Raw genomic sequence first — 26933 nt, forward strand, 5'->3', positions numbered from 1 at the left:
GCGGTATTTAAATTTTTCAGCCGTAGATTAAAACGTTATCTTTCATGGTTCCATCTAGATCTTTTGCTTGGACCATAATTCACGTTTTAATAAATCTCTCACAGCAGTCCTTATGGCTGCGCTTCTACTGGGATACATGTTTTGTCTAACGAGCTCATCTAAGCCTTCAAGGTAGGCTTCGGGAAGCAAAACGGTTACGAGCTTCATCTTAAACACACCTCAATAAGTTTCGCCTAATATCTCTATATTATGGGAAAATTTAAATCTTAAACATGGGTTTAACCCAAAGCGATTAGGCATAAAACGTTTTTAAAGATATCCTAATGGCGCAAATTTTACATAAATATTGAAATAATGAAGGATTTGGCTTCCAAATATTTTCAAAATGTTTTGTTACTTTGATGCGGCATAATAATGTTCTCCAGAAAAATTTAATGTAAGAGACTGGCAGCAAAATTTAATGGCTGTTAAACCGTTATCTACCAAAAAACTTATTGGTTTAGATTTAAACAACACTGTTTAGCCACTTAGCTAGAGAGTGTTAAAATTGGGTAGTTTTGATCCTAGGGACTTTGTTGAAAAGCAGGTTAAAGAGATTAAACGGGTTATCGGCAGTAGTAAAGCGCTTATAGCGGTCTCTGGCGGCGTCGACAGCTCGACCTGTGCTGTGCTAACGCATATGGCTATAGGAGACAATTTAATCTGCGTCATTCTCGACGACGCTTTCATGAGACTTAATGAGCCTGAAAGAGTTGCAGAGACCCTTTCGAAGCCCCCACTCAACCTTCCAGTTAGAATTGAGCGTGTTCAGGAGCGCTTCCTAGAAGCTCTTAAGGGGCTTAGAGATGCTGAAGAGAAAAGGAAAGCCTTTAGAACAACGTTTTATAAGGTTTTAGGTGAGATAGCGAAAAGAGAAAAGTGCGATTTTCTAGTTCAGGGAACAATACTAGCCGACATAATTGAGACAAAGGGTGGAATAAAAACCCAGCATAATGTTTTGGAGCAGATTGGTTTAAACACTCGCGAGCTCTATGGCTTCAGGGTCGTTGAGCCCTTAGCGAGCTTACTTAAGTGGCAGGTTAGGGAAGTTGCAAGGTATTTAAAGATTCCGCCTGAAATAAGTGAGCGCCAACCGTTTCCTGGTCCAGGGCTATCAGTTAGAGTTGTTGGTGAAGTTAGAGTTGAGAAACTGGCAGCTCTGAAGAAGTCGACGATGATAGTTGAGGAAAAAATATCTTCTTATAGGCCGAGTCAGTACTTCGCAGCTATAATAGATAATAAATTTAAGTCTGCTATTGAGGCTAAGAAAATAGTGGATGCTGCCGCATCATCTTTAGGGGTTAGCCCGGAAAATGTTTCTGTGAAAGTTTTTGAGGATAAAGCGACCGGCATTAGGGATAATCTACGCAAGTATGGTGATATAGTTGCTGTTAAATGTTTGATTGACGGCGAAGTCTATACGCCGCCCCTAAATAGACTTCTTGACATGCAGAAAACCATGATAGAGGAAAACCCACGTATTGCGAGAGCGCTATATCTAGTTTCTGAGGTTGAGGAGAATAAGCCATACTCTATAGTTGTTAGAGCGGTTGAAACCGAAGACTTCTTAACAGCTAATGTTGCCAGTATACCGTGGAGCTGCCTAAAGGAGACGGCTAAAGAAATCCTTAGCAGCTGCCCGGAGATTTCCGCAGTCTATTTTGATGTAACGCCTAAACCCCCTGCGACAATAGAGATGGAATAAGATTTATCTGAGCCTCTTTTAATTTTTTTCTTTCATCTTTTTATAGGCGTGCAACATACTACTTTTCATGGTGTTAGGTCATGAGGGTTAGAGTTCAAAGGATAGAGTCCGTTAGAGACCTAGAAGGGAATCTAGGCAAACGCATAGAGCTTGTACAAGAGGAGACGACGCCGAGGTTTGCTATCAGGCCCATGAGCGAGGAGGCTAGAATGGTTCAAGATATGATTAAGGTTTTGCAGCAGCAAATCCCTCTCTTCAGCATTCAAACACAGATAAGCATGCCTAAAATAATACTGTTTCTAACAGAGCGCGAATATGAGGATTTAGGCGTCGACTTCGATGTTAACCAAGTATATGATGTTGAGCTATCCGATCAAACCATAAAGTTTAGGAAAGTGCAATAATACATTTCAGACAAGGAGGCGTTTAGCCTCCTAGACGGTAAAAGGGGCTGAGGTGAAGTGAAGATTAGAGCCCATGTCTTTATCAGCGGAAGGGTTCAAGGAGTCTTCTTTAGGCATGAGACCCGCTTAAGAGCTATACGAAATAACGTCAGCGGATGGGTCCGTAATTTACCCGATGGAAGAGTTGAAGCTGTCTTTGAGGGGGAGAAAGAAAATGTTGAGGCTATGATAGAGTTTTGCCGAAGGGGGCCGCCCGGCGCCGTGGTTAAAGATGTGAAGGTCATATGGGAGAACCCGACGGGAGAGTTTAAGGGCTTTCAAATTCTATACTGACGCATTTAAACTTTTCCTTTTGCAACCAAAAGGAATATTAGTGATTGCGCACTTTATACTTAGCAGCAAGAGCCTTGTTCAATTAAGTAGGAGAAAAGAGAGTTGTCGGGGTGGGAAATATTGAGTGAAAGCTGGATACAGGCGTCCGAAAGATCTTTAGAGCAGATAAGAAGGTTTCTTGAAAGAAAAGACATGGATAGACTTGAGATCGTTCAGTCAATGCGCTTCATCCTACTATCTCTGCATAGGAGCCTGCTTGGGTGGATGAACTGGGTTAACAACCCTGATATAATGGTCGCGTTTAGTAAAGAAGAGCTAGCGGAAATGAACAGACGTTTAGGTGAGTTTGTCCAGGAATTCATAAAATACGATATCGAGGTGACGAAGCAGGGCGCTAGAAAAAGCGGGGTTGTCTTAGAGGCTAGACGAGAAGCTGAAGAGAGTTCTAGGAGAAGACCTGACGAAACATTCTACATCTAAATAGAATTTATCCTTATTTTCTAGCTCTTCCTTGAGACTCTGAAATGAGAGTTTTTACCGTGGCTGACATACTCCCCTTTAAGATGATCGCGCACTATTGAGGCAACCCTTGCAAAATTTTCTGAACCAAGGTACTGCCTAGGTTTAATGATTATATAGTCGTCCGTAACCTCAAACAGTAGCAAACCCAGTAAGTCTTGCGGAAAAAACCTTTGAATATCATCGATAGATCTTATCTTAGAGACTTGACCAGCAGATGTTTCCTCGCCATATGAATTAACGTATGCTTTTAGAGTTTTCGTGATCTCCGCTAGATCCTCAGAAATTATTTTTAAAACCCTTGTTAAGTCATCTAAACGCTTAAGAATTTCTTTAACGTCAATCTCACTGTCACTCATGCATTAATCGCCCTCAATTGCAGATAAATGGGCAAATAAATGAGCTGTTATTTCAATGCCTCTATCACCTTCAAAATATTTAACAATTTCTTAAAGTGTTCTGAGATATTGAGATTACAATTTTTGGGAAACTGCAAAAACCGAGTTAAATTTAATTCTCTTTGGAGCTTTATTTATCTCATCTTAACAATCAATTAGATCAGAGGATGCTGGAATGCTTGAGGTTGACGGCAGCCAGAAGAGCGGTAGCGGCACAATACTACGTCTGTCAATTGCGTTAGCCAGCATACTGGGCGAGCCGCTGCATATCTATAATATTAGGAAGAAGCGCAGCGAGCCTGGCCTTAGACCGCAGCATCTTGAGTCCGTCTTAACGGCGGCTAAGCTGTGTAACGCCGAGGTTGAGGGCGCATATGTTGGCTCCCAAGAGCTCTGGTTCAAACCTAGAGAAATATCTGGTGGGGATTTAACCGCTGAAATAGGGACGGCTGGCAGCATATCGATGCTGATAATGACTGTTCTGCCCATATGTGCATTCGCTAAAAAGCCAGTTTCGCTCAGGATTTCTAAAGGGGGGACAGATGTCCGCCATTCGCCAACCATAAATTACCTGATAAACGTTTACCTTAAAATACTTGAGAGAATGGGGTTAAAGGCTCAGATAGAGGTTAAGAAATATGGGTATTATCCTAAAGGCATGGGTGAAGTTATATTAAGGGTTCAGCCGTGCAGGGAACTTAAGCCTATAAGGCTTGAAGAGTTCGGTGAAATAGAAGACGTTAGGGGAGTATCAGTATGCACATTTTTAGCTGACAGAAAGGTTGCGGAGAGGCAGGCTAAGGAGGCTGAGAGGCTGCTGCAGACAAGAGGATTAGCTCCTAAAATTCAAATAATAAACGATTTTTCAAATCCGTTACAGAAGGGTAGCTCGCTAGTTCTATGGATTGAAACAGATAAGGGCGCGCTCCTAGGAAGCGATTCCATAGGCGAGATTGGAAAAACTAGCGAAACAGTAGCCCAAGAAGCTGTTAAAGGATTACTTGAAGAAATTGATGCTAAGGCGACTGTCGACGTTCATATGGCCGACATGCTTATACCATATGTTGCTTTAGCCAAAGGAGAATCGGTTTACCTAGCAAGAATAATTACAGATCATCTCGAGTCTAACATATGGCTTGCTGAGGAAATTTTAGGCGTAAAATTTCACATAGAGAAAGCGAATGGGTTATACAAGATCTCGAAAATCTAACCATGTAGGTTAAACGGGATGGTTCCAATGTTCAAGGTGAAGGTGAGAGGAATATACAGCACAGCGCTGACGCAAATACTGCTTAAAAACGGTTTTAAGATAGTTCAGCCATCAGCGACAATAAGGGAAAGGTTCAATCTATCTCCATCCCCAGAAGATTGCAGCCAGCCAGATCTAGAAATAAACGATAGGTTTGATAAGCAGGGCATCAGCATTATCGGTGATTCTGCGGCAGCTGAGAAACTCATAACAGTATTACTTAATTCTCTCGACGATGTGATAATTAGACGACGCTCAATCTTCACACCGATACCTCCCAATAATTCTAGTGAATCTTACGGCCTAACTGAAGTTTTAAGCGAGGCGCTAATGGAGGCTTATTCGTCTACCCCCCACCAAACTGTACGTATAGATGTAGAGTTTCCGGGGCTCTCAAAGAAGAAGCTTGATGAAATTAGGGGCGCTATTGTTCCTACATTGAGCGGGCACCACTACTATAAGGCGTATGGTGGTAAGGCTGCAGCCATAGTGGAGATGGCTGAGAAGATGCTTGAGAAAGGTTACTCATATAGAGATGTCGAGGAACTGTTTAGAGAGTGTATGCTGCGGGAATACCCATATAAGGGGTCAAAGCTCAGCATAGAGCATGTAAAGATTAGCGGCAGAGTGTTCCATCTGGGTGAGGCTCGAATAGCGGAGTTTAGCGAAGAAGATCAGCGTATCAGCCTTGTAAGGATTTTCTCGACGCAGGGGATTTATGATGGGCTTAAAGTCCCTAAGGAGCCTGGGGACTACGCTATTTCAAGAATGAAGATTGGCGGATTATTCTTCAAAACATCTTATTTCTCCAGAGATGGCGAATATAAGGGAACATACGTGAACATAAACACTCCAATCGAGATTTATCCAGGTAAAATCAGGTATATTGATTTAGAAGTAGATGTATGCATGTGGCCTGATGGAAGAATTCAAAAAATAGACTTTGAGAAACTTGAGAAAGCTGTGCAGATGGGCTATATATCGGAAAGGTTAAAAGAGATTGCTTCTAGTGCTGTTGAGGAAGCTATCGCCAACTTAAACCCGCAGGAAGAGAAGGAAGTAAAATTTGTTTTAAGTGATGGACGGTAAACTAAGAAGAATATTTGGAAAGTTTATGAATAAAAGATATATTTCAGAGTTTCTCACTTATCTCTTGGTGATATAGAGACATGAGTGCTCTTAAGCTGAAGCTCGCAATGCTTGCAACCCTAGCCGCAATAATAGGTTTATCTACTCTCGCCATTACAATAGTGCTCTCGCTGCTTGGAGTACTAAATATCTTAACTCTAGGCATATTCGTAATCTTCATAAACGTGTTGCAGTGGTTAATCGCACCATACATAATTGACGCAATATACAGGACCAGAAAAGTCTCTAGGACAGAGGAGCCAGAGCTCTATGAAATTGTAGAGAGACTGAGCGCCAGAAGCGGTATAAAGACGCCGGAACTGAGAATAGCCAATATTCCGATACCTAACGCCTTCGCGTACGGTTCACCTTTAACTGGTAATAGGGTAGCGGTTACAACGGGTCTACTTAATACGCTTAACTTAGATGAGATTGAAGCAGTTGTAGGCCATGAAATAGGGCATTTAAAGCACCGTGACGTTCAAGTTATGATGTTCGTCTCTTTGCTACCAGCAATATTCTACTATATCGGGTATTCCCTAATGTGGTCATCAATGTATTACAGTGGTAGACGAGATAGAGGAGGAAACGGCGGATTACTGGCTCTTATAGGGGTACTCAGCATAGCCGTCTACTGGATTCTAACGCTCTTCACGCTGTACCTAAGTAGGCTGAGAGAGTATTATGCTGACAGACATAGCGCTACAGTTATACCAGGAGGCGCGAGAAAACTCGCCTTAGGCCTAATTAAAATAGTTGAGTCAACAACAAGGACGCGTAGAAGATATGGCAACATGGGAAACCTAAGCTCGTTTAGAGCATTGTTCATCTCGGATCCAGAAAGCTCTGAAAAAGATTTAATAGCGCTCTCAAGAACCGGTGTGCTGAGAGGTGAAAGCGACATAATATCTGAGTACACTAGACGTAAAGTCACATTTGCGGAGCAGTTAGCCGAACTCTTCTCAACCCATCCAAACATGGTTAAAAGACTGAGAGCATTACAGGAATTAATGTAGCGGTTTTCGGTTAGAGGACACCGAATCCGATTTTAGATTTTTATTTAGTATCTTTAAATCTTATTTTTGAGGATGAAAATGCGGTTAAATATAGAGTTTGAGGTCCCCTCTTGGGACGAGATCTACGAGATGCTGCTATGTTTGGCCGATATGATTAAAAGAGACTCGTTTAAGCCAGATCTTATTATTGGCATATCGCGTGGAGGATGGCCTCCGGCGAGAGTTATGTCAGATCTTCTTGGAAACGTTGAGTTAGCTAGTATCCGCGTCGAGTTTTATCGCGGGGTCGCTGAGACTGGAAGCGAACCCATTATAACTCAGCCCCTTTCAACGCCGGTGAGGGGAAAAAACGTTTTAATTATGGATGATGTTGCCGATACTGGGAAGAGCCTAAAAATTGTTTATTCTCATGTCGTGGAAAATGGTGCAAAAACTGTTAAAACAGCGACAATATATTATAAGCCTTGGAGCATATTCACCCCAGACTACTATGTTAAGGTTACGAGACGCTGGATAGTCTTTCCATGGGAGAGAAGGGAAACCGTGAAAAACCTAGTTGAGAAATGTGAGAGAAGCGGCACATCCATTGAGGAAGTGAAAAGGAAGCTAATTGATGGTGGAATGGATAAGCGCTTACTTGAGAGGTTCCTCAACGATGTTTTGGAGGAGATAAAATGAGGGAAGCCGAAGTCTTCGGCAAATATCTGATGGTTGAGGGATTCAAAAATGCTAAAATTGAGAACGATCTTTTTAAGCTTATCGGATCTAGATCTAAGACTTCTCAGGTTCAAGTTTTAGACGCGGATTTGATTGCCGGATTTGAGCACATATATTTCGCTGTTTTAAATGCCCTAAAAGCCTTTAAATCCGGCATTAATATCTCTAAAAATCTGCCGATCGAAATTCTGCTGTTCGCTTCAGGCCAAGATCAAATTAAAAAAGCCATTGAAATCTTGGGCGTTAAACAAACCACAAAAAACATTGCAGCCGTAATCATATCAGATAGCCGCGAGGAAGCTCTCTCCACGCTTAATGTGGTTTCAGGTATTGTTAACGGAGAGGCTGATCACAACATTATTGAGTTGAATGAGGAAAAAATACACGTCATAATCGACGCGTTCAAGATATCCCGCTGCGAGCTAGAGGCTTCGATGAGGGGTTCACTGGAGAGCGCCGTAAAAAATGTTTTAATTGAGCGGGCAGCTCTCCTAGTCACGCAGCGCTAGTCCGCGAATAATGTTATAAGTGGGAGGGCTTCTCCTTAGTGACCGACAGTACATCCTTCGGCCTTATAACTGAAATCCCGGTTAATCTGCCGAGCACCTCAATAAGAATTATTTTATCCGGGTTACTTAGATCCACTTTTCTATTAAGGTTCTCTACGGCGGCTTCAATTATATCTTTCGTCGGCATCTCTGTATGTCTCTTCTCAACAGTGACGCGGAAAGTCTCATCCTCCAAAATTTTATGGTGAAGGGAGGAGGCTGCCCTTCTTATCTCGTCAAGTCTCGTTCTCACGACGACCTCTATTGGCACAACCTTCAAAACATAGCGAAACTCCCAAGGCCTTTCCCTAAGAATTCTCCTTAAACCCTCTATCACCTCGAAGGGGTTTAATTTTGTTTTAGCAACAACGAGCCCGGCAACCTCTGTCCTGTCAACCAAAGCCTCTCTGTCGCCTAGCTCGCCTAAAAGAAACCATATTTCAGAACAGGCATTATTCTCATTGCCCTTAGATGTTGAAATAAGTAAATTAAAGTCTTCCATAACCATGGATATCCCCAAAAATAATATTTGAAGCCCACATATATTTGGGCATCGCTCAAAATCAAAAAGTAATGAAGCCTTTAGTCTCTCTGCTAGGTTAAAATCCCTCAGCAACGTTATCGTTTAAAGACGACCCCTTTCTGCTCCGGCACCGGGTTTGGAGGCGGGTTCCCCATTAATACGGCGCGAACGTTTTCTATGCACATTAGCGCCATTTTTCTTCGAGTCTCAACCGTGTATGTTCCGATGTGTGGTGCTAGAACAACGTTTTTCATATTTATAAGCGGGCTATCAAGGGGAAGAGGCTCCCTTACAAATACATCGAGCCCGGCGCCAGCTATCCAACCTTCTCTGAGGGCCTTACATAGAGCTTCTTCATCTATAACAGCGCCCCTCGAAGTATTTATTATGTAAGCTGTAGGCTTCATTAACCTCAATTCTTTTTCGCCTATAAGGTTTCTTGTTTGATGGGTTAACGGAACATGTATTGTTACAAAGTCGGATTCCTTTAGCAGAGTCTCCAAGTCGACGTAGTGCGCGCTCAACGTTTTTTCAGCCTCATGCTTCCTCTCTACATCATAGTAGATCAACCTCATGCCAAAGGCTTTCGCCCTAACAGCAACCTCATACCCTATTCTACCTAAACCAATTATCCCAAGAGTTTTGCCGTAGAGATCCACGCCCATCTCCAGCCTAGATCTCTTAGGGCTCGCCCACATCGTTCTCACATAGCTGTCTGCCTCTATGAGCCTCCTTGAAAGGCAGAGCATTAAGCCAAGTGTGAGCTCAGCAACGGCGTGCGATAGGATCCCGGGTGTATGCGTCACGTAAATACCCCTTCTAGTGCATGCATTAACGTCAACGTTATCGTAGCCTACGCCGTATCTAGCAATAATTTTTAGCTTCGGAAAATTATCGAGAACCTCATCATTTATTGGTTCAAGGCCAAGTATCATTGCTTCGGAGTCCCTTATTTCGCTTGGAATCTCTTTTGAGCTTCTAAATGTGCTGAATATTACTTCCGCTATATCGGAAAGCTCCTCTTCAAGCAATCCCGGATTGTCGCCCCTTACACCCGGCGAAACCATAACCTTCGGCTTCAATTTTACACCCCTCTTTCGGGCTTAACCGTTAATTAAAATATTAGAGTGAAATAAAAGGGGAATAAAGCATTTTTGGTCAGCGGAGGTTAGTTAACAGGGCATCATAGCCCCTGTAGAACAAGGGCTCCGAGCCGTCGCCACACATCATTCCAAAATATCTTCATCCATCAAACTATTTAATCTTATCCATCCCTTAAAATCTTTAAGAAAAGATTAATTGCCGATCAATCTTAAAAGTAGATTAGCATTAACAGTGGGGTTAAATCCAAATGTCTTTAGACGAGTACTTTAGGAAGAGGGATTTCAGTAAGACCCCTGAGCCGCATGGCAGATTGGATGATAAGCGGTTACATGAAGGCGGCAGGGAGGGAAGAATATATGTTATTCAAAAGCATGACGCTAGCCATTTACATTATGACCTCAGGCTTGAAAAAGACGGGGTATTGAAAAGTTGGGCTATACCTAAAGAACCGCCGACAATTAAAGGCGTTAAGAGGCTAGCTGTTCAAACTGAAGACCATCCAATTGAGTACGCTGATTTTGAGGGAATTATTCCAGAAGGCGAGTATGGTGCTGGAAAAGTCGAGATATGGGATAGGGGAACATTCGATGTTGAAGATTGGAGCGATGAAAAAATAGTGGTTCATATCCACGGAGAAAAGCTGAAAGGACGATACTGCTTAGTTAGATTTAAAAAACAGAAGGATGGATGGCTTTTCTTTAAGGTCGGTTAAAGCCTCATCTAAAAAATATAAGGATAGTATTGTTTTTGATGCATGATAAGTTAGATGCCATTAACGCTGAGAAGCAGCGTCGCCTAGAAGCCAAGATAGCGTAGAGGAGACTAAAAGAAAATGAAAGTTAATGTGATTTTCCAGCCAGAAGGTAAACATGTGAAAGTCCCGCTTGGAAGCACCGTTCTAGAGGCTGCGAAAGCTGCCAGTGTGGATTTAACGTCAATTTGCGGCGGCGCCGGCAAATGCGGAAAATGTAGAATCATAATTGAGGACGGTATAAGCAATGTAAATTCTTTAACTGAAATTGAATACAAGTTTCTTTCGAACTCAGATATATCTGCCGGTTATAGGCTGGCATGCCAGACGGTCATTAAAGGTCCACTTCTCATAAGGATCCCTGAGGAGAGTAGGACAGGTAGGCAGAGACTTCAAGTGGAAGGTGTTGAAACGCCAGTTGCTCTAGAACCCGTTATCAAAAAATACTTCGTTGAGATACCTATGCCAAGCCTGCAAGATATTAGATCTGATGTTGACAGGTTGCTTGACGCGCTCAGGGGAAAATATGGGCTTAAAAATTTAGCCGTAGATTATGGGGTACTTCTAGATCTGCCGTCAGTTTTAAGGGAGAGCGAGTGGAAAGTGACGGCTGTTGTTTCGGGGGAAACAACAGTAATTAGCGTTGAGCCAGGAGATACCACTAAAAGGCTGTTTGGATGCGCTTTCGATATAGGGACAACCAAGATTGCAGGCTACCTTCTTGACTTAAACAATGGGAGCGTTTTGGCTGTTGACTCGCTAATGAACCCGCAAGTATCTTATGGTGAGGATGTCATTTCAAGGATAACTTACGCGTCTAAGGGATATAGCGAGCTAACAGAGTTGCAGAGGGCGGTTATCAGCGGAATCAACCAAATTTTAGGGAATCTAATGGATAAAACTGGTGTAAATCCCGAAGAGATCTATGAGATGACTGTTGTCGGCAACACCGCCATGCATCATTTATTTTTAGGCATATGTCCTAAATACGTGGCTTTATCACCGTACCCGCCGGTTATAAAGCATAGCGTAAATGTTAAAGCTAAAGATTTAGCTGTTAAAATAAATCAGAATGGGAACATTCATATTTTACCGTTAATAGGCGGGTTCGTTGGAGCGGATACTGTCGCAGTTATATTGGCAACTAAAATACATGAGAGAGATGATCTCTGTATGGCGCTTGATATTGGGACAAATACTGAAGTTGTTTTAGGGAATAAAGATGGGATTCTGGCGTGTTCATGCGCTTCAGGGCCAGCTTTTGAAGGCGCCCATATAAAGCATGGTATGAGGGCTGCCAGCGGTGCCATTGAGAAAATCAGAATAAACTTGGATAGCCTAGAAGTCGAGTATCAAACTATAGATGGTGTTAAACCGCGCGGTATATGTGGATCAGCTATGGTCGACGCTATTGCAGAAATGCTTAAAGCCGGATTAATCGACATCTTTGGAACATTTAATAAAGATATTTCTTCCACAAGGCTGCGTCGAGGAAACGCCGGATACGAGTTTGTGCTCGCATGGGGTAATGAGACCGCCACTGGAAGCGACATAGTAGTCACCCAAAAGGACATAAGGGAGATTCAACTCGCAAAGGCCGCGATACATACGGGATGCATGATATTAATGGAGAAGATGGGGGTAAGAGAAAAGGATATCAGCACACTATTTATCGCCGGGGCCTTCGGTTCATATATAGATCCTAAAAATGCGAGAACTATAGGCATGTATCCTGAAATACCGTTAAGCAGGGTTAAAATCGTCGGCAATGCGGCTGGAACCGGAGCTAGAATGGCTTTAGTTTCAGGCTCAATGCGGAGAAAAGCTGAAGAGATTTCGAGAAGAGTTAAATATGTTGAGCTTGGGGCTGAGCAGGATTTCCAGGCTGAATTTCTGAATTCACATTTAATACCATACGCTGATCTGGAGAGATATCCCGAAACAATAGAAGAACTCAGAAAACTTGGCAGAGAGATTAAGAAGCCGCCAATAATATTTAATCGATAGACGAAAACGTCTAAAGTTTAAACGCTTTTAGCGCATATCTTAAGCCCCGCTCCAAAGTATTCTTTATAATATTTTTCAAACATTTCATTTTGCATCCTTCTGAGTTTTTCGCTTATTTTCACCGGATATGGCTCGCTGCCCCTTATACGCTTATATTTCTCAGGCAGGGCAGCCAGCTGTTCGGCGCAATACTTCCTTATCTCCTTAAGTTCCGGAAAATCATAAACTATTTCGCCTTTGATAACTATCGGAACGAGTAAAGGTTTCGCGCCCTCAACCTCCTCATCCCAAAGGGCAATCATATCTTCTACATATTGCCCATTCTCTGTTCTCCTCCAAACTTGCTTTCTACCTGGAAGCGTTGCCTTACTTGCGCTACTTGTAAATTTTGTCACCGGTATGAGGTTCCCCTTCTTGTCGCTTGTCTCAGCTATTTTGAATATTCCGTCTAGGGCTGAAACCCCTCCCTCCTTAGTCAGCGAATCGTAGTTTGCACCGGTTACAAGCTTTGTTCCAACACCGAATCCATCTATTGGAGCACCCCTCATTAAGGCGTCTTCGATCACAAACTCGTCTAGGCGGTCGCTCACAATAATCCGCGTATCAGTTAAACCAGCTTCATCAAGCATTTTTCGCGCTATTTTACTTAGTTCCACCGGGTCTCCGCTGTCAAGTCTGATTCCAGCAAGCTTATAACCCCTTCTCTTAAGTTCTAAACCCACTTTTATAGCGTTTTTAATGCCCTCAATAGTTTCATAAGTGTCCACTAGGAGAGCAGCATTATGCGGGAAACTTTCAGCGTACTCCATGAAAGCCGACAGCTCAGTTTCCTTAAATGAGCCAGCTCCCCTATAGCGTTCCTCAATAAACTTATGTGGTATCGTTCCAACAAACGGTATTCCCCACTTCATTGCGGCTATAACGAGCGATGTGCCATCAAATCCGCCAATATATGCTGCTCTCGCCGCCAAAACTGCAGCATCCCTTCCATGAGCCCTTCTTGCGCCAAAATCAACAACAGTTTTTGGCGAGAAAAACGTGTTTCTTCCCTTGGCAGCGTAAACTATTCTGGAGGCTTTCGTCGCAACCAAGCTCTCAAAATTCATTATGTTAAGCAAGTATGTTTCGAGAATTTGAACATCTATAGATGGGCCTGTGACATTTATCACTGGTTCGTTTGGAAAAACTGGCGTACCTTCTGGAACAGCGTAAATGTCGCCCTTAAACTCAAAATTCTCTAAGTAATCCAGAAACTCGCTGCTTAAATCCCTTCCAGCGGTTTTCTCAAGCCACTCGCGATGCTTTTTACTCAACCCCCTATTTAAGATTTGAATGTAGCTGATGAATTGCTCTAAACCCGCCGCGATAACGTAGGAGCCTAGATGCTTTGGAACCTCGCGGAAAAAGTATGTTTCAGTTATCGTGTTGTTTACTCCATGGTCAAAATTGCATTTTCCAGAGGTTAGCTCATAGTAATCTACGAAGAGAAAAAGATCATCCTCGCTTAGGAGGCCGGATTCAAGTTTCTTCAAGCCTTGTTTTCACCTCAAGTATGCTGGCTACCATTAAATGTTACAAGAAAGATAATTTTCGGAGATTTATTTAACTTAATCTATTTTTGGTTTCTAACGATCTTATCGAAAAAGATTAGGCTTGAGATGCTTCAGCTAGGGATTTTTATTGCCAGAGATTAGTTTCCGTAGGTTGTTGGCCGCGCCCCCTTTTACCAACTCTTTTCTTAGTGGCTACCGTCTTCTTTATGGAGGACACGATTTCATCATAGATTAGCGGCAGATCCCAGCCGCTCGAAGAGTAATTATATGTTCCTCCAGCCGTTATTATGGTAACCTTAACCTCGTATCTTTTTCTCTGCCCACTTAAAGATGACGCCTTAATGATGCTTCGCGCTTCCATAATTGGCGGAAGAAACCTGCTTACACCATTAATTAGGCGAGTAAATTTTATTTTGGCAGCCTCGGCCTCGAATGGATCGTCCGGTAAACCAACAATGTATACTGGAAATTCAGCTTTAGATTCTTCGGCAGATATAAGCTTAGCGAAGTCCCTATAGGTCACTATTCCCTGAAGCTCTTCATCAATGGTCACTAGGGAATATGATAAGCGTTGCATAAGCATGCTTTCAGCGACATCTTTAATCGGCACCTGTGGCTCAAACTTTAATGGTGTCCTCATCATTATTGCTTCCACCGGCTGGCTTAATGGGCTCAGCATGTCTGGCACCCCAGAGCTATATTTCTCGCTTCCAACGTCGGTCATTAGGCTAAAAACTATATGGGAGGATGTTACTACGCCAGAGACCTTGCCGCCTTCGATAACTGGCAGATGATCAATTCTTCTCCGAAGCATTATCCCTCTAGCTTTAGAAACTTTTTCGCCAGCCGATAATGTTATGGGCGAGGGGCTCATTATTTTTGAAACCCTTATTTTACCTAAAGCGCTATTCTTGACTTCGTTAACTATGGATCTAATGTCTATTTTGCCCATCACTTCATTATTTTGAATTATTGGGAGCGCTCTCAACCTATAGTCGGCCATCAATCTAGCCGCTTTAAGAAGCCCTTCATTGGGCGGTAAGCTTGGGATAAAACTCATAATGGTTTCAATCTTCGTAGTGGCGGGGTTTTTTACCCTTAAAATATCTCTTATTGTTACAGTTCCAACTTTATTGCCAACATGCGCGAAAACCTCGTAGGAATCACTAACTTTCATTAAACCGATTGCCTTTGATACTGGCGCAGAGGGTTCAACGATAAGGCATTCAGATATAAAATTGCCGACAATCTTTTCTTTTAGACTCAAACTAATCCCCAACCAAAACCTTAAAATAAAATATGTTCTCAAACCTTTTTATGGCTGACGGTTTTATCTGACATTAACTACTACTTAGATGAGAATATACGGCTGAATGGCAGCTAACGTTAATTCTCCACATCATGCTCATAAAGACTGAAAGTCTGCCCCAGTTTAATTACACGTGAATAGTCTACTATCTTCGGTAAACGTCTATTAGGCTTCTTATCCCTTCTTCGAAGTCTATTTTGGCTTTAAATCCCAGAACCTCCTTGGCTTTAGTCACATCTGCCAGCGTATGATGTACGTAGTTTTTAATTGGGTTCGGCTTATAAATCGGTTTTACATCCTTCATAAGCAACCTGTTAATCACGTTGATTACATCGTTAAAGCTGTGGGCTACGCCAGTTCCAACATTAAATATTTCATAGTCGAAGTTGCCCTCAGCTGCTAAGAGAAATGCCTCAACAACATCCGATACATGTATGAAGTCACGTGTTTGCGTCCCATCGCCGAATATTACCGGTGGCTCATCCCGCTGGATCATCCAAAGGAACTGTGAGACTATATTGGCGTATTCGCCCTTATGCTGCTCCTTCGGCCCGTAAACGCTGAAGAGCCTTAACCCAACGGATTTAACGTTATATAGTATGTTATAGAGTTTTGCTAGGCGCTCGATGGCGTATCGGCACTCGGTATAATAGTCTGTCACATAGATCGGCATATCTTCCCTGTAAGGCAGCGGGTTACCGTTATATAGGCTGCTTGTGCTCGCGAAAACGATACTGCAGCCTTCTTTCCTCGCGAACTCGAATATGGCTATAGCATCATTTATTGTTTTACCGACGAGCTCAGGATTTCTCTTATACATGGGCGAAGATGAGGGCATGCCTAGATGGAAGACTATGTCGGTATTTGGCGCCAAATCCTTCATATCTTCATAAGGTCTGTTGAAGAACTTTATGTCTAATTCCTCAACGTTCTTTAGGTTTCCAGTTGACAAGTTGTCGAAGACTATGACTTCATGGCCGTCCCTAACCAGTCTTTCGACAAGGTTACTTCCGATAAAACCACAACCACCGGTCACAACAACCCTCAACAACAACACCTCAACCGAGTCTTTAACAAATTAATTTTCAGTAGGGGGGTTATATTACGTTATCTATTAAGAATCAGAATTAAGCTTTACGAGAGTTGGCATGTTTCATAGAGGTCTGTAGCGGCTAGAACAGTTGCCACCCTCCTCTTCTATAACACCATCCTAGAGTTTTCTTCGTCTAAGCTTTATGTATTATCTCTGGGCCATTTATGGGCGCTCACGCGAATGAGGGTGTCCGGCAGGGGTGGAGAAAATAATATCAACTACTACACCAGCCTAAAACTTTATTCTCATAGCGCGCAATCAACCTAAAAATCGGTTTCAGCGGCCTTACAACCCCGAAAATCCTCTCAAGCTCATTTAAGTCCTCTCTATTAATAGCCTTCAACGTCGGCGCTACCGTCAGATATGTTGCCGCATATATAGCTGAGCATAATATTAGGCTTATTATGCTCGGCAGATACGTGTAAAACGCAAGAACTACTGCTGGAGCTGCCGAAAGCGCTGAAGATGCATATATTTTAGCGCTGACAGAAAGATTCAGGCTTAAATCCAGCCTCCTTCTAGCCAGCTCATAGGCGTATAAGGTTGATATCAGGTTCGATGTTAAAAGGGAGGCGATGACCCCTAGAACACCATAGGGAGCTGCTAGAAAAGGTGCAATAGTCACAAACACGGCTAGGTTAATAATGTTCAACCTCAGCGTCAAACCCGTCTCGCCAACCCCATTAAAAAGGCTTCCGAAAATCCCTGAGCCTAACCCTATCAGCATGTGAGTAACGGAGTAGAATGCTAGATAAACTCCAGCCGGAGCATAGTTTTCGCCATAAACTACATTTACGAGATGATTTGATATTGAGGCGATAAGCGCGGCAAGCGGAACGACGATCAGCGACGAATATTTCACTGACAAATTGAGGAATTCTTCAATCTTCTCCCTTAACCCGTGGGAATTAAGCCTACTGAAGGCTGGGAATAGCGCTGTAAGTATCGGCGATACAACAACCGTGAGTATTGTCGATATGTTTACGGCAGCTCTAAAACATCCAATCTCAACCTCTGAAGAGAACTTAGCGAGCAATATAGCTTGATAATTGCCTAGAAGAAGGATTAGCAGCGACGAGCCATATAATGGTAGAGAGAACTTAACAGTCTCCCAAAAACAGCCTGAACCACTATGGTCCCCGCCGAATTCCTCTATCCCAGATGGAGAATTTAAGCGCCTGTAATGATGAAAATAGAGCACCAATAACCCTATTATCGATGGGATAATATAGCCGACCATATGCCCTATGAGCGCACCGTAAACCCCTAAACCTAAAAGAACTAGGATAGGTGCTGTAATTCCCTTAAAAATCGCCATTAGAATCCTAGTCATAGAGGCATCTCTGCTGGAGTTCAAACCCACAAAGAGGCCATAAAGCAGCGAGAAAAAGGTCTCGAAGAGGACGAGCATGGATAGAAGCCTAATGTACGGCGCTACACTTAACCTATCAAGCAGGGTTTCAGCCATAATGTCCGAGACGATGAAGCAGGCGAAGGAGGCAGCTAGCCCTGTGAAAAGCCTAAAGGCTAAAACCATTCTTATGAACCTTAACGCAAGTTTATTTTTGCCTTCAGAAATATATTTGGCCGGAAACCTTATTGCCGCTGAATCTAAGCCCAAACTCGCTAGGGAGATCGCCAGCGCTGGCACCACAAAGCTAACGGAATATATCCCGTAGCCTTCAGGTCCGAGAAGCCTCGCAACCACTATAGATGAGACCGCTAACACCGCGGCTGAGGAAAAATCTCCGATAAAGAGCACAAAGCTATTTCTAGCTGAATGCTCTGCGAACTCGATTACGTCGCTGCGCGGCTCCAAACCGCTCTACCCCATACCTAACCTTCGCCATTATACGCAAAAACAAAATAAGTATTTTAGAACTTATCCCCATATTAATTACGATAGTGTCCTGTAATCTATTATCTAGTTTGATCGCGAATTCGGCCAGATCTTTCTCCTTTCTTCTTATAGTCTATCTAAAGAGAAATCGGATTGCCGTAAACCCTAATAAACTCAATTATATTCTTAATGCCTCACGCCTTTACTTACATCGTCGCTAATCTCGCCTAGGATTCTCCTTACGGTTTCAGCCAGCGCTTCCTTACTCTTCATTCTCGGCTGCCAACCTAAGGCTTTGATCTTCTCGATTGATAGGGCTATGCGTTTAACGTCTCCAAGCCAGCCGACGCCGTGCAGGATGGGTTTATATAGGCGCTTCACGTCTCTAAGCCCCATAGTCTCAGCGACAATATCGGCGACATCGTTGACGCTCACCCAATCCTCGCTGCCGACATTATAGACTTCAAACATGCTGGCGGACTTTCTCCAAGCAATCATAGTTGCTTCCACGGCATCCGTCACGTATATGTAGCTCCGCACCTGCATCCCGTCGCCTAAAACTTCCAAGACACTTGGGTTCCTCCGCAACTTAACTATAAAGTCGTAGACTACGCCGTGTCTAAGTCTAGGCCCAACTACATTAGCATACCTTAATACGACGGCTCTAATCCCGTAGAGGCGGCTGTAAGCATGAATTAGGCTCTCGCATGCAGCCTTACTGGCGCCATAAACAGATACGGGCTTTATGGGCGCATCCTCACCGACCGGTATGGAGCTCGGCTCGCCGTAAACGCTGCTCGAAGAGGCGAAGACCAGCCCCTTAACATCATTCCTCCTCATGGCCTCAAGTAGATTAAATGTTGCCACAATATTTTCATTAAAGTGCACATCCGGATTTGTGGTGCTCACGCGTACCTCAGGATTCGCCGCGAAATGAAATACTACGCTGATATCCTTAACTACTTCAAGAATCCTCCATGAATCCTTAAGGTCAACGTTCAAAATCTTAACGCGTGAGTCGCACTTATGGTGCTGGAGGTTCTCCATCTTACCGCTGCTGAAGTTATCGATTATACGGGTCCTAAAGCCTTCATTTATAAGCCTGTCAACGAGGTGGCTTCCGATGAAGCCGGCTCCTCCAGTAACAAGCGCATCTTCACTCATCAACTTAGCTCACCCCTTCACCTCTCTTTACCTCTAAGCTCTTGAATTATTCTCCGCTCCATCCTCTTAAGCATTAGAGATATTACTGCCACCGCAAGCCCTTGGAGACCAGCTACGAAGAGGACTAAACCGAGTCAAGACCAGCCTAGTGACCATGCTCCGGAACCGTAAAGATATCTTAGCGTAAGTTGCTCTAAAAGTATTACTGCTCCTGGAACTGTTAGAAGCGCTACTAGGGCAGAGAGCATGAAGACCGGGTTATAGAGCCACATAACCTTCACGGAAGCCGTGAGTATTCTTAAGCCGTCTTTCCACGCTTTAAGCTTACCCCTGCCAAGCCTCTTTCGGTAGCTTATTGGAATCTCCACAACCCTGCCAAGCGACGCGATCTGCCTCGCCATCTCAACCTCGACAGCAAAGCCGCCGGATGTGAGCTCAAGCCTTTTAGCCACGTCGGTTCTTAAAAGATACATTTTATCTCTGGCGTAACCCCACTATCCTTATCTCTAACAGTAATCTTTATCCAAGCGACCTCAGGCGGCATCGGCGTCTTCCCATCACAGCTGCCATACTTGGCATACTGGACCAGCTTTCTAACAGCTATCTTCAATCCATGCTTAGTCCACTCTCTATAAGGCTGCCTGTTGACCCACGCCACGATACGCTCAATGTCACGCTTACTTGCATTAGCCGGGTCGAAGGGAACATGCCTATATATCGTGCATAGGCTTGTAGCATACTTCAGAACCCTAGCCCTAGAAAGGCCTAGGCTCTCCAGGTGATCCAGGAAAGACAACAGTATTTCATTATAGGGCAGCTGGCTCAGCCTAGACCTAGCGGCCTCAAGCCTCTTGACAACATCATGTATATCCGCTGTCACAATAAACTCTGTACCCGAAGACTTAAAAGGAGAGGCTATGTGTAGGGCTCCAGAACTAGGGGTATTGGAGCCTCGGGCGGGCTTTGAACCCGCGACCCCCGCCTTTCTGGGACTTTACCAAGGCGGTGCCCTAACCGGACTAGGCCACCGAGGCTCATTTAAGAATTCTTCGAAAAGATCTTATATACTTTTAGGGGCAACGTATTTTTATGTTGCGGGACTTCTCTTCTGAAGGCTTGAGGAGTTTTCTTGAATCTGCTGGTGTTAATGTTAGGTTCTTTAGGTTTGCTAGTCACACCATGACTGTTGATGATGCTGCGAGGCAGATTAATGTTGGTCGGGAGAAGATAATTAAAAGTTTGCTCTTTATTTGTGATAATGGTTCATCTGTTTTGGCGATTGTCCCCGGTGATAGAAGGGTTGATGAGAGAAAGTTGGCGGCGTTTTACGGTGTAAAAAGGGTTAGATGGGCTACGGCCTTGGAGGTTAAAGATTTGACTGGCTATGATGTTGGCGCTGTCCCGCCAGTTGGGCACAAGAATAGGATAAAGACTATTATTGATGAGAGGGTTTTTAGGTTTGAGAGGGTTATCGGTGGCGGCGGCGAGATAAACACCCTCATGGAAATAAGCCCGGAGGATATAAAGAGACTTAATGAGGCTCAGGTTGGAGATATAAGCAAGTGACTATTTACTTCATTCTTGTAGCGAACTCTTCGGCGATTCTCTTATACATTTCAAGCTCCCTCTGCGATATAGGTCTTACTCTCCTAAAAGCTTCCTCGAAGTGTCTTCTATAAACCTTTAAGCCCTCTAAGTTTTTCTTGGCAGCCTCAGGCTCCTTAGCGTTCATCACGTGCTCCCTTATGGCGAGCATGACAGCGGTGTTGCATATTGCGGCTAAATCGGCGCCAGTGTAACCCTCAGTCCTCTTGGCAATATCCTCTATATCTACGTCCTCGGCTAAAGGCTTCTTCTTCAAGTGAATCCTCAGTATCTCTTTCCTAGCCTCAAGGTCTGGCAGAGGCACATAGAGAAGCTTATCGAACCTTCCAGGTCTGAGCAGCGCCGGGTCGATTATGTCAGGCCTATTTGTGGCTGCCAGAACAACAACGCCTCTAAGTTCCTCTATACCATCCATCTCCGTTAGAAGTTGACTTATAACCCGCTCGGTTACATGCGAGTCGCCGTAGCCTCCACCCCTAATCGGAGCTACAGCATCTATTTCATCAAAGAAGATTATGCTTGGCGCGGCTTGCTTCGCCCTCCTGAAAACCTCCCTAATAGCTCTCTCGGATTCGCCAACCCATTTAGAAAGTATCTCTGGGCCTTTAATGCTTATGAAGTTCGCTTCGCTCTCGGTCGCCACCGCCTTAGCGAGCAGCGTTTTCCCAGTTCCAGGAGGTCCATAAAGCAATATGCCCTTAGGCGGCTTAGCATCCATGTGCTCGAAGAGCTCCGGATATTTGAGCGGCCACTCAACAGCCTCCTGTAGTTCAAGTTTAACTTCGTGTAAGCCACCTATATCATCCCACTTAACGTTTGGAACCTCTATCAAAACCTCGCGCATCGCGGAGGGCTCAACGTCCTTTAAGGTCTCCATAAAGTCGCCCATGGTGACAGTGATCTTATTTAATATTTCAGCTGGTATCGTATCCCTCTCAAAATCTATTTCTGGCAGTATTCTCCGTAAGGCTCGCATAGCCGCCTCCTTGCATAGCGCGACTAAGTCGGCTCCAACAAAACCATGCGTGATGCTGGCGATCTTCTCTAAATTAACGTCTTCCGCTAGGGGCATATTTCGCGTATGGATCTGGAGAATCTCAAGTCTTCCCTGCTTATTTGGGACACCTATCTCTATTTCTCGGTCGAATCTTCCGGGTCTCCTTAGGGCGGGGTCTATGGCGTTAGGCCTATTGGTAGCGCCAATAACCACAACTCTTCCCCGCGGTTTCAGTCCATCCATTAGGGCCAGCAGCTGGGAGACAACTCTTTTCTCAACCTCTCCGGTAACCTCCTCCCTCTTAGGCGCAATCGCATCTATCTCATCAATAAAGATTATGCTTGGAGAGTTTTCCTCAGCTTGCCTGAATATCTCCCTTAAACGCTCCTCGCTTTCGCCATAATACTTGCTCATTATCTCCGGGCCGCTTATGCTGAAAAAAGCCGCATTAGTCTCATTTGCAACAGCCTTGGCTAGAAGGGTTTTCCCGGTTCCGGGAGGCCCATAAAGTAGGACGCCTTTAGGCGCCTCAATGCCCAGTCTCTCAAAGAGCTCCGGATACTTGAGCGGAAGCTCCACCATCTCCCTAATCTTTCTAATCTCCTCCTTTAATCCGCCTATATCCTCGTAAGTAACCTTCGGGACCTCCCTCACCATTGCCGCCGGCTTTTCACCTATCGCTATCTCAGTATCCCTAGTGATTATTACGGCTGAAACGGATGGCTGAACGCTTACTACCATTAGGTCGATGGTTCTCCCCATTATGCCAAGAGGGATATAGTCTCCTCGGGAAACAACTTTTCCCTCAAGTATTTGGGCTAAGTAATCTTCAGCTCCCTCAATGCGTAGAGGCTCCGTTGGCGCGAGAACTATTTTCTCAGCGTGCTTCGCCTCAATCTTTCGTACAGTAACCTTCTCATCTATGCTGACGCCGGCGTTCTTCCTTATGTAGCCGTCTATTCGAATAATACCCTTACCGAGATCATCAGAGTACCCGGGCCAACATATGGCGGCAGTTTTACGTTTACCGGAAATCTCGATGACGTCACCGGGGGTTAAATTTAAACTCTCCATAACTTTAGGGTCAACTCTAGCTATACCTCTTCCCACGTCTCTCCCGTAGGCTTCAGCGACGCGTAGGGTGGCGACCCTAGAATTAGACATCGCTGCATCTCCTCTTATATGAACTAATCTAGGTTGCGGCTTGGATAAAAAGTTTGCGAGACCGAACTTCCAGATGCACTATGTGGTGTGACAATACTTGGGAAAAACTGTTTTAGCGAAATCCCTGAGGAAACTTATCACTCTATCCGGTGGAGTGTTTGACATCGATAGATCCACTATGATTTTGTCCGCTCCAGCTTCACCGTATTCCTCTATCTTTGAAATCCAGCCGGATGGATCTTCACCTAGAGCATCAGGATATGTGAGCGAAGGCGCCAAAATTATTTTCTTACTTTCTCGCCCAGTTTTCTCAGCAACTTTAGATGCCAGCGCCCTAAAATCTTTAACCGGCATGTTAGATAATGGCAGAAGCCCTGAGCCGTATCTAGCTGTGATTTCCAATATTTTATCAGAGGATCCTCCAAACCATATTGGGGGATAGGGTTTCTGGACGGGTTTAGGCCAGAAAGGCGCCTCAACAATCCTATAGTATTTGCCATTATATGTAACCTTTTTATCCTCAGTCCAGAGCCTCAATATTATTTCTAGCGATTCAAGCATTCTTGAGATGCGCTCTTTATGACCGCCCCACCATAGGCCGAAGGAGATGGCTTCATCCCTAAACCATCCGGCGCCCACGCCGAAATTAACTCGGCCCCTAGAGATCACGTCCACTGTGGCAACTATTTTCGCTATTCTGCCGGGGTCATAAAATGGTAGGGGTGAAACCCTTGCCCCCAACCTTATCCTCCTAGTCTGGGCAGCTATAGCCGAGAGCAGGGTCCAAGCATCGAGTTTATTTGGTCTTTCAGGGTCTCCACCAGTCTTCTCGTAGAACTCTTTTGGGAGATAGAAGTGGTCTCCGACCCAAATTGAGTCGAAACCCAGTTCTTCGGCAGTTCTAGAGAACTCTAAAACCTCATAGTATCCGTATCGTCCATGTGTGGGTAAATGGACATCAAAATGCAAATTATTCCCTTCCCCTTAAGATTCAAGGTGCTTAACTAATTTTTGCTCTAGAACCTTTTTCGGCATAGCGCCAACAAACCTATCCACGAGAACACCATCCTTGAAAACTAGGAACGTTGGTATACTCATTACCCCATACTCCGCCGGCTTCTCTGGGTTTTCGTCAACGTTTAATTTTCCGAAGAGGATTTTGCCAGAATACTCTTTAGCCAACTCATCTATTATCGGCGCCATCATCCTGCATGGCGCGCACCAAGGAGCCCAAAAATCAACCACAACTAGATGATTTCCCTCTACGATTTCCCTGAAATTTAAATCGGTTACCTCTATAGGCTCATCTGCAACACCCTGTCTTCTAAAGGTTCTCCTCATTAAATCTTCAATTTTTCTTTTGCGTATTCTTTCCAGCTCATCATTCTCTTCACTCATATAAGGTTTTAAGATGCATTAAGGCTTATAAGCATTAACGGTTATCCTCAAACATGTTCTACGATAAAAACTGTAAGATTAACAGATACTTTGAGGTTTACGCTGAAAACAAAATTAGCTTATTTACTCTTTGAAAAGATTTAAAATATTTCAACGCGAAAATTAAAAGATTGTTGATGGAGTGAGGTGGAGAAGGCTTTGGCTGAAATCAGGGTTGCGATAGCAGGCGTTGGGAACGGTGCCTCAGCGCTTGTTCAAGGCGTACATTATTACAGGGACGCGAAGGAAACAGACTTTGTTCCAGGTTTAATGCACGTTAAGTTTGGGGGCTATCATGTCAGGGACATAAAGTTTGTTGCAGCATTTGAAGTAAACAGATTAAAGATTGGAAAGGATCTCAGCGAGGCGATATTCACGGAGCCGAACTGTTGCCCAAAATTCGTTGATTCGATTCCAAGTCTGGGGGTTAAAGTTCTGCCAGCGCCGATAATGGATGGCGTCGCCCCCCACATGAGGGAGGCTTTCAAGGTGTACTCAGAAGACGAGATAGAGCCTGTAGACGTAGCTGAGGTTCTTAGAAAAAGCAGGGCGGACATACTTGTAAACTATATGCCTGTTGGAAGCTATGAGGCTACGAGGTTCTATGCTCAGACAGCTATAGAAGCTGGATGCGCCTTCGTCAATTGTATCCCGGAGTTTATCGCCAGCGATAGGGAGTGGGCTGCCAGGTTCGAGAAGGCTGGTTTACCGGTTGCTGGCGACGATGTTAAGAGCCAGCTGGGCGCAACAATCCTTCATAGAGAGATCATCAGGCTTTTTGTTGATAGAGGCGTTAAAGTCGATGAGACCTATCAATTAAATATAGGCGGAGACACAGACTTCCAGAACATGACTATGGAAGAGAGGCTTAAATCAAAGCGCATAAGTAAAACAGAAGCCGTCACAAGCCTAGTTCCATACCATGTTCCGACGAGAATAGGGCCCTCGGATTTTGTACCTTTCCTAGGAAACAAGAAGATATGTTACATATATGTTAGGGGTAAAAACTTTGGGGATCAACCGGTCACCGTATGGGTTAAACTTGAGGTTGAAGACGCCCCGAACAGCGCTGGGGTCGTTATTGACGTTTTAAGGGCGACTAAAATTGGTTTAGATAGAGGCGTGGCTGGACCATTAATTAGCATATCGGCTTACGCCTTTAAGCACCCTCCCCTGCAGGTTGAAGATCCGGTAGCGAAGAGGTGGGTTGAAGAGTTTATAGAGGGGAAGAGGGAAAGATAGGTTCGCCGAGCATCCCGACGGATTTTAGCGGATTAACTGTAGCCACCTTTTATATGCCTCAAATATTCTACGTAATTTTTTAATTGGCTTGCTGTCCAAGTCAACCCTTAAGTTTATTGTTGGGCGCGACTCGTGTATCGGCTCCCTCTCGACGACCAGCAGCGCCGCTGAAAGATTTCCTCTCCGATCTCCTCCAGCCTCTTGTCCGGCTTCTAAGGCTCTCATAAGTCTCTCTGCAAGCCACTCGCCTTCAGATTCCTCAAATGCATCCATCATGGCTTCTAAAACCACCCCGGAGGTTAAGGCGTTCCCTGCGGCAACACAGTCTCTGCCAGCAATATGCCCCTTCCACTCCAATGTTTCTCTGCCTGTGAAGGCTGCTTTCCTACCGAACGGGTCGATTATAGATATTTGTCTCTTCTCTCTCAGCGGATCTCGTTCGAGAAGAGCGTTTATAACTGCTTCTGGAGTAAGCCCGCTGCGTAGCAGCCTTAATCCCTCAACTCCATGAAAGAAATTCGTGTATCCTTGGACGGCTAGCGCACCAACGTTTGGCTCCAAATGCGGGACAGCGCTTCCAACAGCTATAGAAGCGGAGGAGACGCTTACCCCTAAAGCCAGCGTTTCCGGGCATCTCGCAACAATGGAAAAAGTGCTGCCTAAATCACCTAAAAAACATTTTGACTTCAACCTTATCACCATCCCTAAGTTTCAAAGTCTTTCTTAGGCAGATTGGAGCGATAACCTCCACGAGATTTGTTGGGTAGCTTGGAACAAGGGGTCTTATTACTCCTCCGGGGAAGCTCGATGCTATAATGGCCCTATACAGAACGCCGGGAAAATAATTGTTTTCTGGAACTATTCTATATCCTAAACAATTGTTAATGAGCAGTTTTCTCAAAACGCCGCTGTCCTCATTGGTTAACGTTAAATTTAGAGTTCCGGGATAGGGCTTGAAGCCGAGAATCTCCTCAACCTGTTTTCTGAACCACGGTAGGGAAGAAAACTTCTTTCCTTCACCCGCGCCGGAGGAGACGAAGCCTCTTATAATCACGTATTCGCCTTCCATCCTTATCCCATTTCTTTCC

The 26933-nt window shown here is 44.3% G+C and carries 29 protein-coding genes and 1 tRNA gene; 13 read left to right on the forward strand and 17 right to left on the reverse strand.

What is annotated here, in order from left to right:
• Window positions 1-54: 54 nt before the first annotated feature.
• On the reverse strand, window positions 55-207 hold the full coding sequence (locus tag QXR61_01065; GenBank protein ID MEM3756544.1) for a ribbon-helix-helix domain-containing protein: 153 nt from the start codon (window positions 205-207) through the stop codon (window positions 55-57).
• A 340-nt stretch (window positions 208-547) separates the two neighbouring features.
• Here QXR61_01065 and QXR61_01070 point away from each other — a divergent pair, with 340 nt between their 5' ends.
• From QXR61_01070 to QXR61_01085, 4 genes are all read left to right on the forward strand, one after another.
• Window positions 548-1744, forward strand: coding sequence for an ATP-binding protein (locus QXR61_01070; GenBank protein MEM3756545.1), 1197 nt, complete (start codon window positions 548-550; stop codon window positions 1742-1744).
• An 80-nt stretch (window positions 1745-1824) separates the two neighbouring features.
• Window positions 1825-2148 (forward strand): arcadin 1, encoded by a 324-nt coding sequence (locus QXR61_01075; GenBank protein ID MEM3756546.1) that lies wholly within the window; start codon window positions 1825-1827, stop codon window positions 2146-2148.
• A gap of 57 nt (window positions 2149-2205) precedes the next feature.
• Complete coding sequence (locus QXR61_01080) at window positions 2206-2481, forward strand: acylphosphatase (protein ID MEM3756547.1); 276 nt, start codon at window positions 2206-2208, stop codon at window positions 2479-2481.
• A 102-nt stretch (window positions 2482-2583) separates the two neighbouring features.
• Window positions 2584-2961, forward strand: coding sequence for a DUF2153 family protein (locus tag QXR61_01085; GenBank protein ID MEM3756548.1), 378 nt, complete (start codon window positions 2584-2586; stop codon window positions 2959-2961).
• 20 nt (window positions 2962-2981) lie between these two features.
• Here the strand turns inward: QXR61_01085 and QXR61_01090 are convergent, their stop codons facing one another.
• Window positions 2982-3359 carry a hypothetical protein gene (locus QXR61_01090; GenBank protein ID MEM3756549.1) on the reverse strand — a complete coding sequence of 126 codons (378 nt, stop codon included), beginning with the start codon at window positions 3357-3359 and terminating at the stop codon, window positions 2982-2984.
• Between the two features lie 214 nt (window positions 3360-3573).
• Between QXR61_01090 and rtcA the strand changes: the two genes are divergently transcribed.
• From rtcA to cgi121, 5 genes are all read left to right on the forward strand, one after another.
• A complete protein-coding gene (gene rtcA / locus QXR61_01095) occupies window positions 3574-4608 on the forward strand; it encodes an RNA 3'-terminal phosphate cyclase (GenBank protein ID MEM3756550.1) in 1035 nt (344 codons plus the stop codon).
• A 27-nt stretch (window positions 4609-4635) separates the two neighbouring features.
• A complete protein-coding gene (locus QXR61_01100; protein ID MEM3756551.1) occupies window positions 4636-5736 on the forward strand; it encodes a DUF402 domain-containing protein in 1101 nt (366 codons plus the stop codon).
• Between the two features lie 80 nt (window positions 5737-5816).
• Complete coding sequence (gene htpX, locus QXR61_01105) at window positions 5817-6791, forward strand: zinc metalloprotease HtpX (protein ID MEM3756552.1); 975 nt, start codon at window positions 5817-5819, stop codon at window positions 6789-6791.
• Between the two features lie 78 nt (window positions 6792-6869).
• On the forward strand, window positions 6870-7469 hold the full coding sequence (locus QXR61_01110) for a phosphoribosyltransferase (GenBank protein ID MEM3756553.1): 600 nt from the start codon (window positions 6870-6872) through the stop codon (window positions 7467-7469).
• Window positions 7466-8017 (forward strand): KEOPS complex subunit Cgi121, encoded by a 552-nt coding sequence (gene cgi121 / locus QXR61_01115; protein MEM3756554.1) that lies wholly within the window; start codon window positions 7466-7468, stop codon window positions 8015-8017. The genes QXR61_01110 and cgi121 overlap by 4 nt, the downstream gene beginning before the upstream one ends.
• A 13-nt stretch (window positions 8018-8030) precedes the next feature.
• On the opposite strand, the gene QXR61_01120 is transcribed toward cgi121, so the two are convergent.
• A complete protein-coding gene (locus tag QXR61_01120) occupies window positions 8031-8564 on the reverse strand; it encodes a THUMP domain-containing protein (GenBank protein ID MEM3756555.1) in 534 nt (177 codons plus the stop codon).
• 110 nt (window positions 8565-8674) lie between these two features.
• On the reverse strand, window positions 8675-9661 hold the full coding sequence (locus QXR61_01125; GenBank protein MEM3756556.1) for a D-glycerate dehydrogenase: 987 nt from the start codon (window positions 9659-9661) through the stop codon (window positions 8675-8677).
• 269 nt (window positions 9662-9930) lie between these two features.
• Here QXR61_01125 and QXR61_01130 point away from each other — a divergent pair, with 269 nt between their 5' ends.
• Window positions 9931-10395 carry a DNA polymerase ligase N-terminal domain-containing protein gene (locus tag QXR61_01130; GenBank protein MEM3756557.1) on the forward strand — a complete coding sequence of 155 codons (465 nt, stop codon included), beginning with the start codon at window positions 9931-9933 and terminating at the stop codon, window positions 10393-10395.
• A 120-nt stretch (window positions 10396-10515) separates the two neighbouring features.
• Complete coding sequence (locus tag QXR61_01135) at window positions 10516-12441, forward strand: ASKHA domain-containing protein (GenBank protein MEM3756558.1); 1926 nt, start codon at window positions 10516-10518, stop codon at window positions 12439-12441.
• A gap of 17 nt (window positions 12442-12458) precedes the next feature.
• On the opposite strand, the gene QXR61_01140 is transcribed toward QXR61_01135, so the two are convergent.
• The 8 genes from QXR61_01140 to QXR61_01175 all read right to left on the reverse strand — a co-directional run bounded on the left by QXR61_01140 (window position 12459) and on the right by QXR61_01175 (window position 20434).
• Complete coding sequence (locus QXR61_01140) at window positions 12459-13973, reverse strand: nicotinate phosphoribosyltransferase (protein MEM3756559.1); 1515 nt, start codon at window positions 13971-13973, stop codon at window positions 12459-12461.
• Between the two features lie 145 nt (window positions 13974-14118).
• Window positions 14119-15261: a CBS domain-containing protein gene (locus tag QXR61_01145; GenBank protein ID MEM3756560.1), complete on the reverse strand. Its 1143-nt coding sequence runs from the start codon at window positions 15259-15261 to the stop codon at window positions 14119-14121.
• Between the two features lie 187 nt (window positions 15262-15448).
• On the reverse strand, window positions 15449-16354 hold the full coding sequence (locus tag QXR61_01150) for an NAD-dependent epimerase/dehydratase family protein (GenBank protein MEM3756561.1): 906 nt from the start codon (window positions 16352-16354) through the stop codon (window positions 15449-15451).
• Window positions 16355-16610: 256 nt separating this feature from the next.
• Window positions 16611-18215, reverse strand: coding sequence for a flippase (locus tag QXR61_01155; GenBank protein MEM3756562.1), 1605 nt, complete (start codon window positions 18213-18215; stop codon window positions 16611-16613).
• A 207-nt stretch (window positions 18216-18422) separates the two neighbouring features.
• Complete coding sequence (locus QXR61_01160; protein MEM3756563.1) at window positions 18423-19400, reverse strand: SDR family NAD(P)-dependent oxidoreductase; 978 nt, start codon at window positions 19398-19400, stop codon at window positions 18423-18425.
• A 134-nt stretch (window positions 19401-19534) separates the two neighbouring features.
• Entirely contained in the window at window positions 19535-19873 is a 339-nt protein-coding gene (locus tag QXR61_01165; protein ID MEM3756564.1) for a hypothetical protein, read from the reverse strand.
• Entirely contained in the window at window positions 19861-20280 is a 420-nt protein-coding gene (locus QXR61_01170) for a hypothetical protein (protein ID MEM3756565.1), read from the reverse strand. Before QXR61_01170 ends, QXR61_01165 begins: the two co-directional genes overlap by 13 nt.
• Window positions 20281-20345: 65 nt before the next feature.
• A tRNA-Thr gene (locus QXR61_01175) sits at window positions 20346-20434 on the reverse strand.
• 55 nt (window positions 20435-20489) lie between these two features.
• On the opposite strand from QXR61_01175, the gene QXR61_01180 reads away from it, so the two are divergent.
• Entirely contained in the window at window positions 20490-20966 is a 477-nt protein-coding gene (locus QXR61_01180; GenBank protein ID MEM3756566.1) for an aminoacyl-tRNA deacylase, read from the forward strand.
• Window positions 20967-20970: 4 nt separating this feature from the next.
• On the opposite strand, the gene QXR61_01185 is transcribed toward QXR61_01180, so the two are convergent.
• The 3 genes from QXR61_01185 to trxA all read right to left on the reverse strand — a co-directional run bounded on the left by QXR61_01185 (window position 20971) and on the right by trxA (window position 24564).
• Complete coding sequence (locus tag QXR61_01185; GenBank protein ID MEM3756567.1) at window positions 20971-23166, reverse strand: CDC48 family AAA ATPase; 2196 nt, start codon at window positions 23164-23166, stop codon at window positions 20971-20973.
• A 78-nt stretch (window positions 23167-23244) separates the two neighbouring features.
• Window positions 23245-24135: an LLM class flavin-dependent oxidoreductase gene (locus tag QXR61_01190; protein MEM3756568.1), complete on the reverse strand. Its 891-nt coding sequence runs from the start codon at window positions 24133-24135 to the stop codon at window positions 23245-23247.
• Between the two features lie 15 nt (window positions 24136-24150).
• Complete coding sequence (trxA, locus tag QXR61_01195; GenBank protein ID MEM3756569.1) at window positions 24151-24564, reverse strand: thioredoxin; 414 nt, start codon at window positions 24562-24564, stop codon at window positions 24151-24153.
• Window positions 24565-24762: 198 nt separating this feature from the next.
• Between trxA and QXR61_01200 the strand changes: the two genes are divergently transcribed.
• A complete protein-coding gene (locus QXR61_01200) occupies window positions 24763-25845 on the forward strand; it encodes an inositol-3-phosphate synthase (GenBank protein ID MEM3756570.1) in 1083 nt (360 codons plus the stop codon).
• A gap of 24 nt (window positions 25846-25869) precedes the next feature.
• Here QXR61_01200 and QXR61_01205 read toward each other — a convergent pair whose 3' ends face one another.
• Together QXR61_01205 and QXR61_01210 are read right to left on the reverse strand one after the other, a co-directional pair.
• On the reverse strand, window positions 25870-26535 hold the full coding sequence (locus QXR61_01205) for a DUF1028 domain-containing protein (protein MEM3756571.1): 666 nt from the start codon (window positions 26533-26535) through the stop codon (window positions 25870-25872).
• Window positions 26510-26914, reverse strand: a complete 405-nt coding sequence (locus QXR61_01210; protein MEM3756572.1) for a DUF120 domain-containing protein — start codon at window positions 26912-26914, stop codon at window positions 26510-26512. The genes QXR61_01205 and QXR61_01210 overlap by 26 nt, the downstream gene beginning before the upstream one ends.
• Window positions 26915-26933: the final 19 nt, after the last annotated feature.

It is taken from the genome of Candidatus Bathyarchaeia archaeon (genome assembly GCA_038882715.1).
GTDB lineage: Archaea > Thermoproteota > Bathyarchaeia > Bathyarchaeales > DTEX01 > DTEX01.

Excerpts from the sequence above, each read along its gene's own strand:
- QXR61_01065 (MEM3756544.1), bottom strand. The coding sequence starts at position 207 with ATGAAGCTCGTAACCGTTTTGCTTCCCGAAGCCTACCTTGAAGGCTTA.
- QXR61_01075 (MEM3756546.1), top strand. The coding sequence starts at position 1,825 with ATGAGGGTTAGAGTTCAAAGGATAGAGTCCGTTAGAGACCTAGAAGGG.
- QXR61_01090 (MEM3756549.1), bottom strand. The coding sequence starts at position 3,359 with ATGAGTGACAGTGAGATTGACGTTAAAGAAATTCTTAAGCGTTTAGAT.
- rtcA (MEM3756550.1), top strand. The coding sequence starts at position 3,574 with ATGCTTGAGGTTGACGGCAGCCAGAAGAGCGGTAGCGGCACAATACTA.
- QXR61_01100 (MEM3756551.1), top strand. The coding sequence starts at position 4,636 with ATGTTCAAGGTGAAGGTGAGAGGAATATACAGCACAGCGCTGACGCAA.
- htpX (MEM3756552.1), top strand. The coding sequence starts at position 5,817 with ATGAGTGCTCTTAAGCTGAAGCTCGCAATGCTTGCAACCCTAGCCGCA.
- QXR61_01110 (MEM3756553.1), top strand. The coding sequence starts at position 6,870 with ATGCGGTTAAATATAGAGTTTGAGGTCCCCTCTTGGGACGAGATCTAC.
- cgi121 (MEM3756554.1), top strand. The coding sequence starts at position 7,466 with ATGAGGGAAGCCGAAGTCTTCGGCAAATATCTGATGGTTGAGGGATTC.
- QXR61_01120 (MEM3756555.1), bottom strand. The coding sequence starts at position 8,564 with ATGGTTATGGAAGACTTTAATTTACTTATTTCAACATCTAAGGGCAAT.
- QXR61_01130 (MEM3756557.1), top strand. The coding sequence starts at position 9,931 with ATGTCTTTAGACGAGTACTTTAGGAAGAGGGATTTCAGTAAGACCCCT.
- QXR61_01135 (MEM3756558.1), top strand. The coding sequence starts at position 10,516 with ATGAAAGTTAATGTGATTTTCCAGCCAGAAGGTAAACATGTGAAAGTC.
- QXR61_01160 (MEM3756563.1), bottom strand. The coding sequence starts at position 19,400 with ATGAGTGAAGATGCGCTTGTTACTGGAGGAGCCGGCTTCATCGGAAGC.
- QXR61_01165 (MEM3756564.1), bottom strand. The coding sequence starts at position 19,873 with ATGTATCTTTTAAGAACCGACGTGGCTAAAAGGCTTGAGCTCACATCC.
- QXR61_01180 (MEM3756566.1), top strand. The coding sequence starts at position 20,490 with ATGTTGCGGGACTTCTCTTCTGAAGGCTTGAGGAGTTTTCTTGAATCT.
- QXR61_01185 (MEM3756567.1), bottom strand. The coding sequence starts at position 23,166 with ATGTCTAATTCTAGGGTCGCCACCCTACGCGTCGCTGAAGCCTACGGG.
- trxA (MEM3756569.1), bottom strand. The coding sequence starts at position 24,564 with ATGAGTGAAGAGAATGATGAGCTGGAAAGAATACGCAAAAGAAAAATT.
- QXR61_01210 (MEM3756572.1), bottom strand. The coding sequence starts at position 26,914 with ATGGAAGGCGAATACGTGATTATAAGAGGCTTCGTCTCCTCCGGCGCG.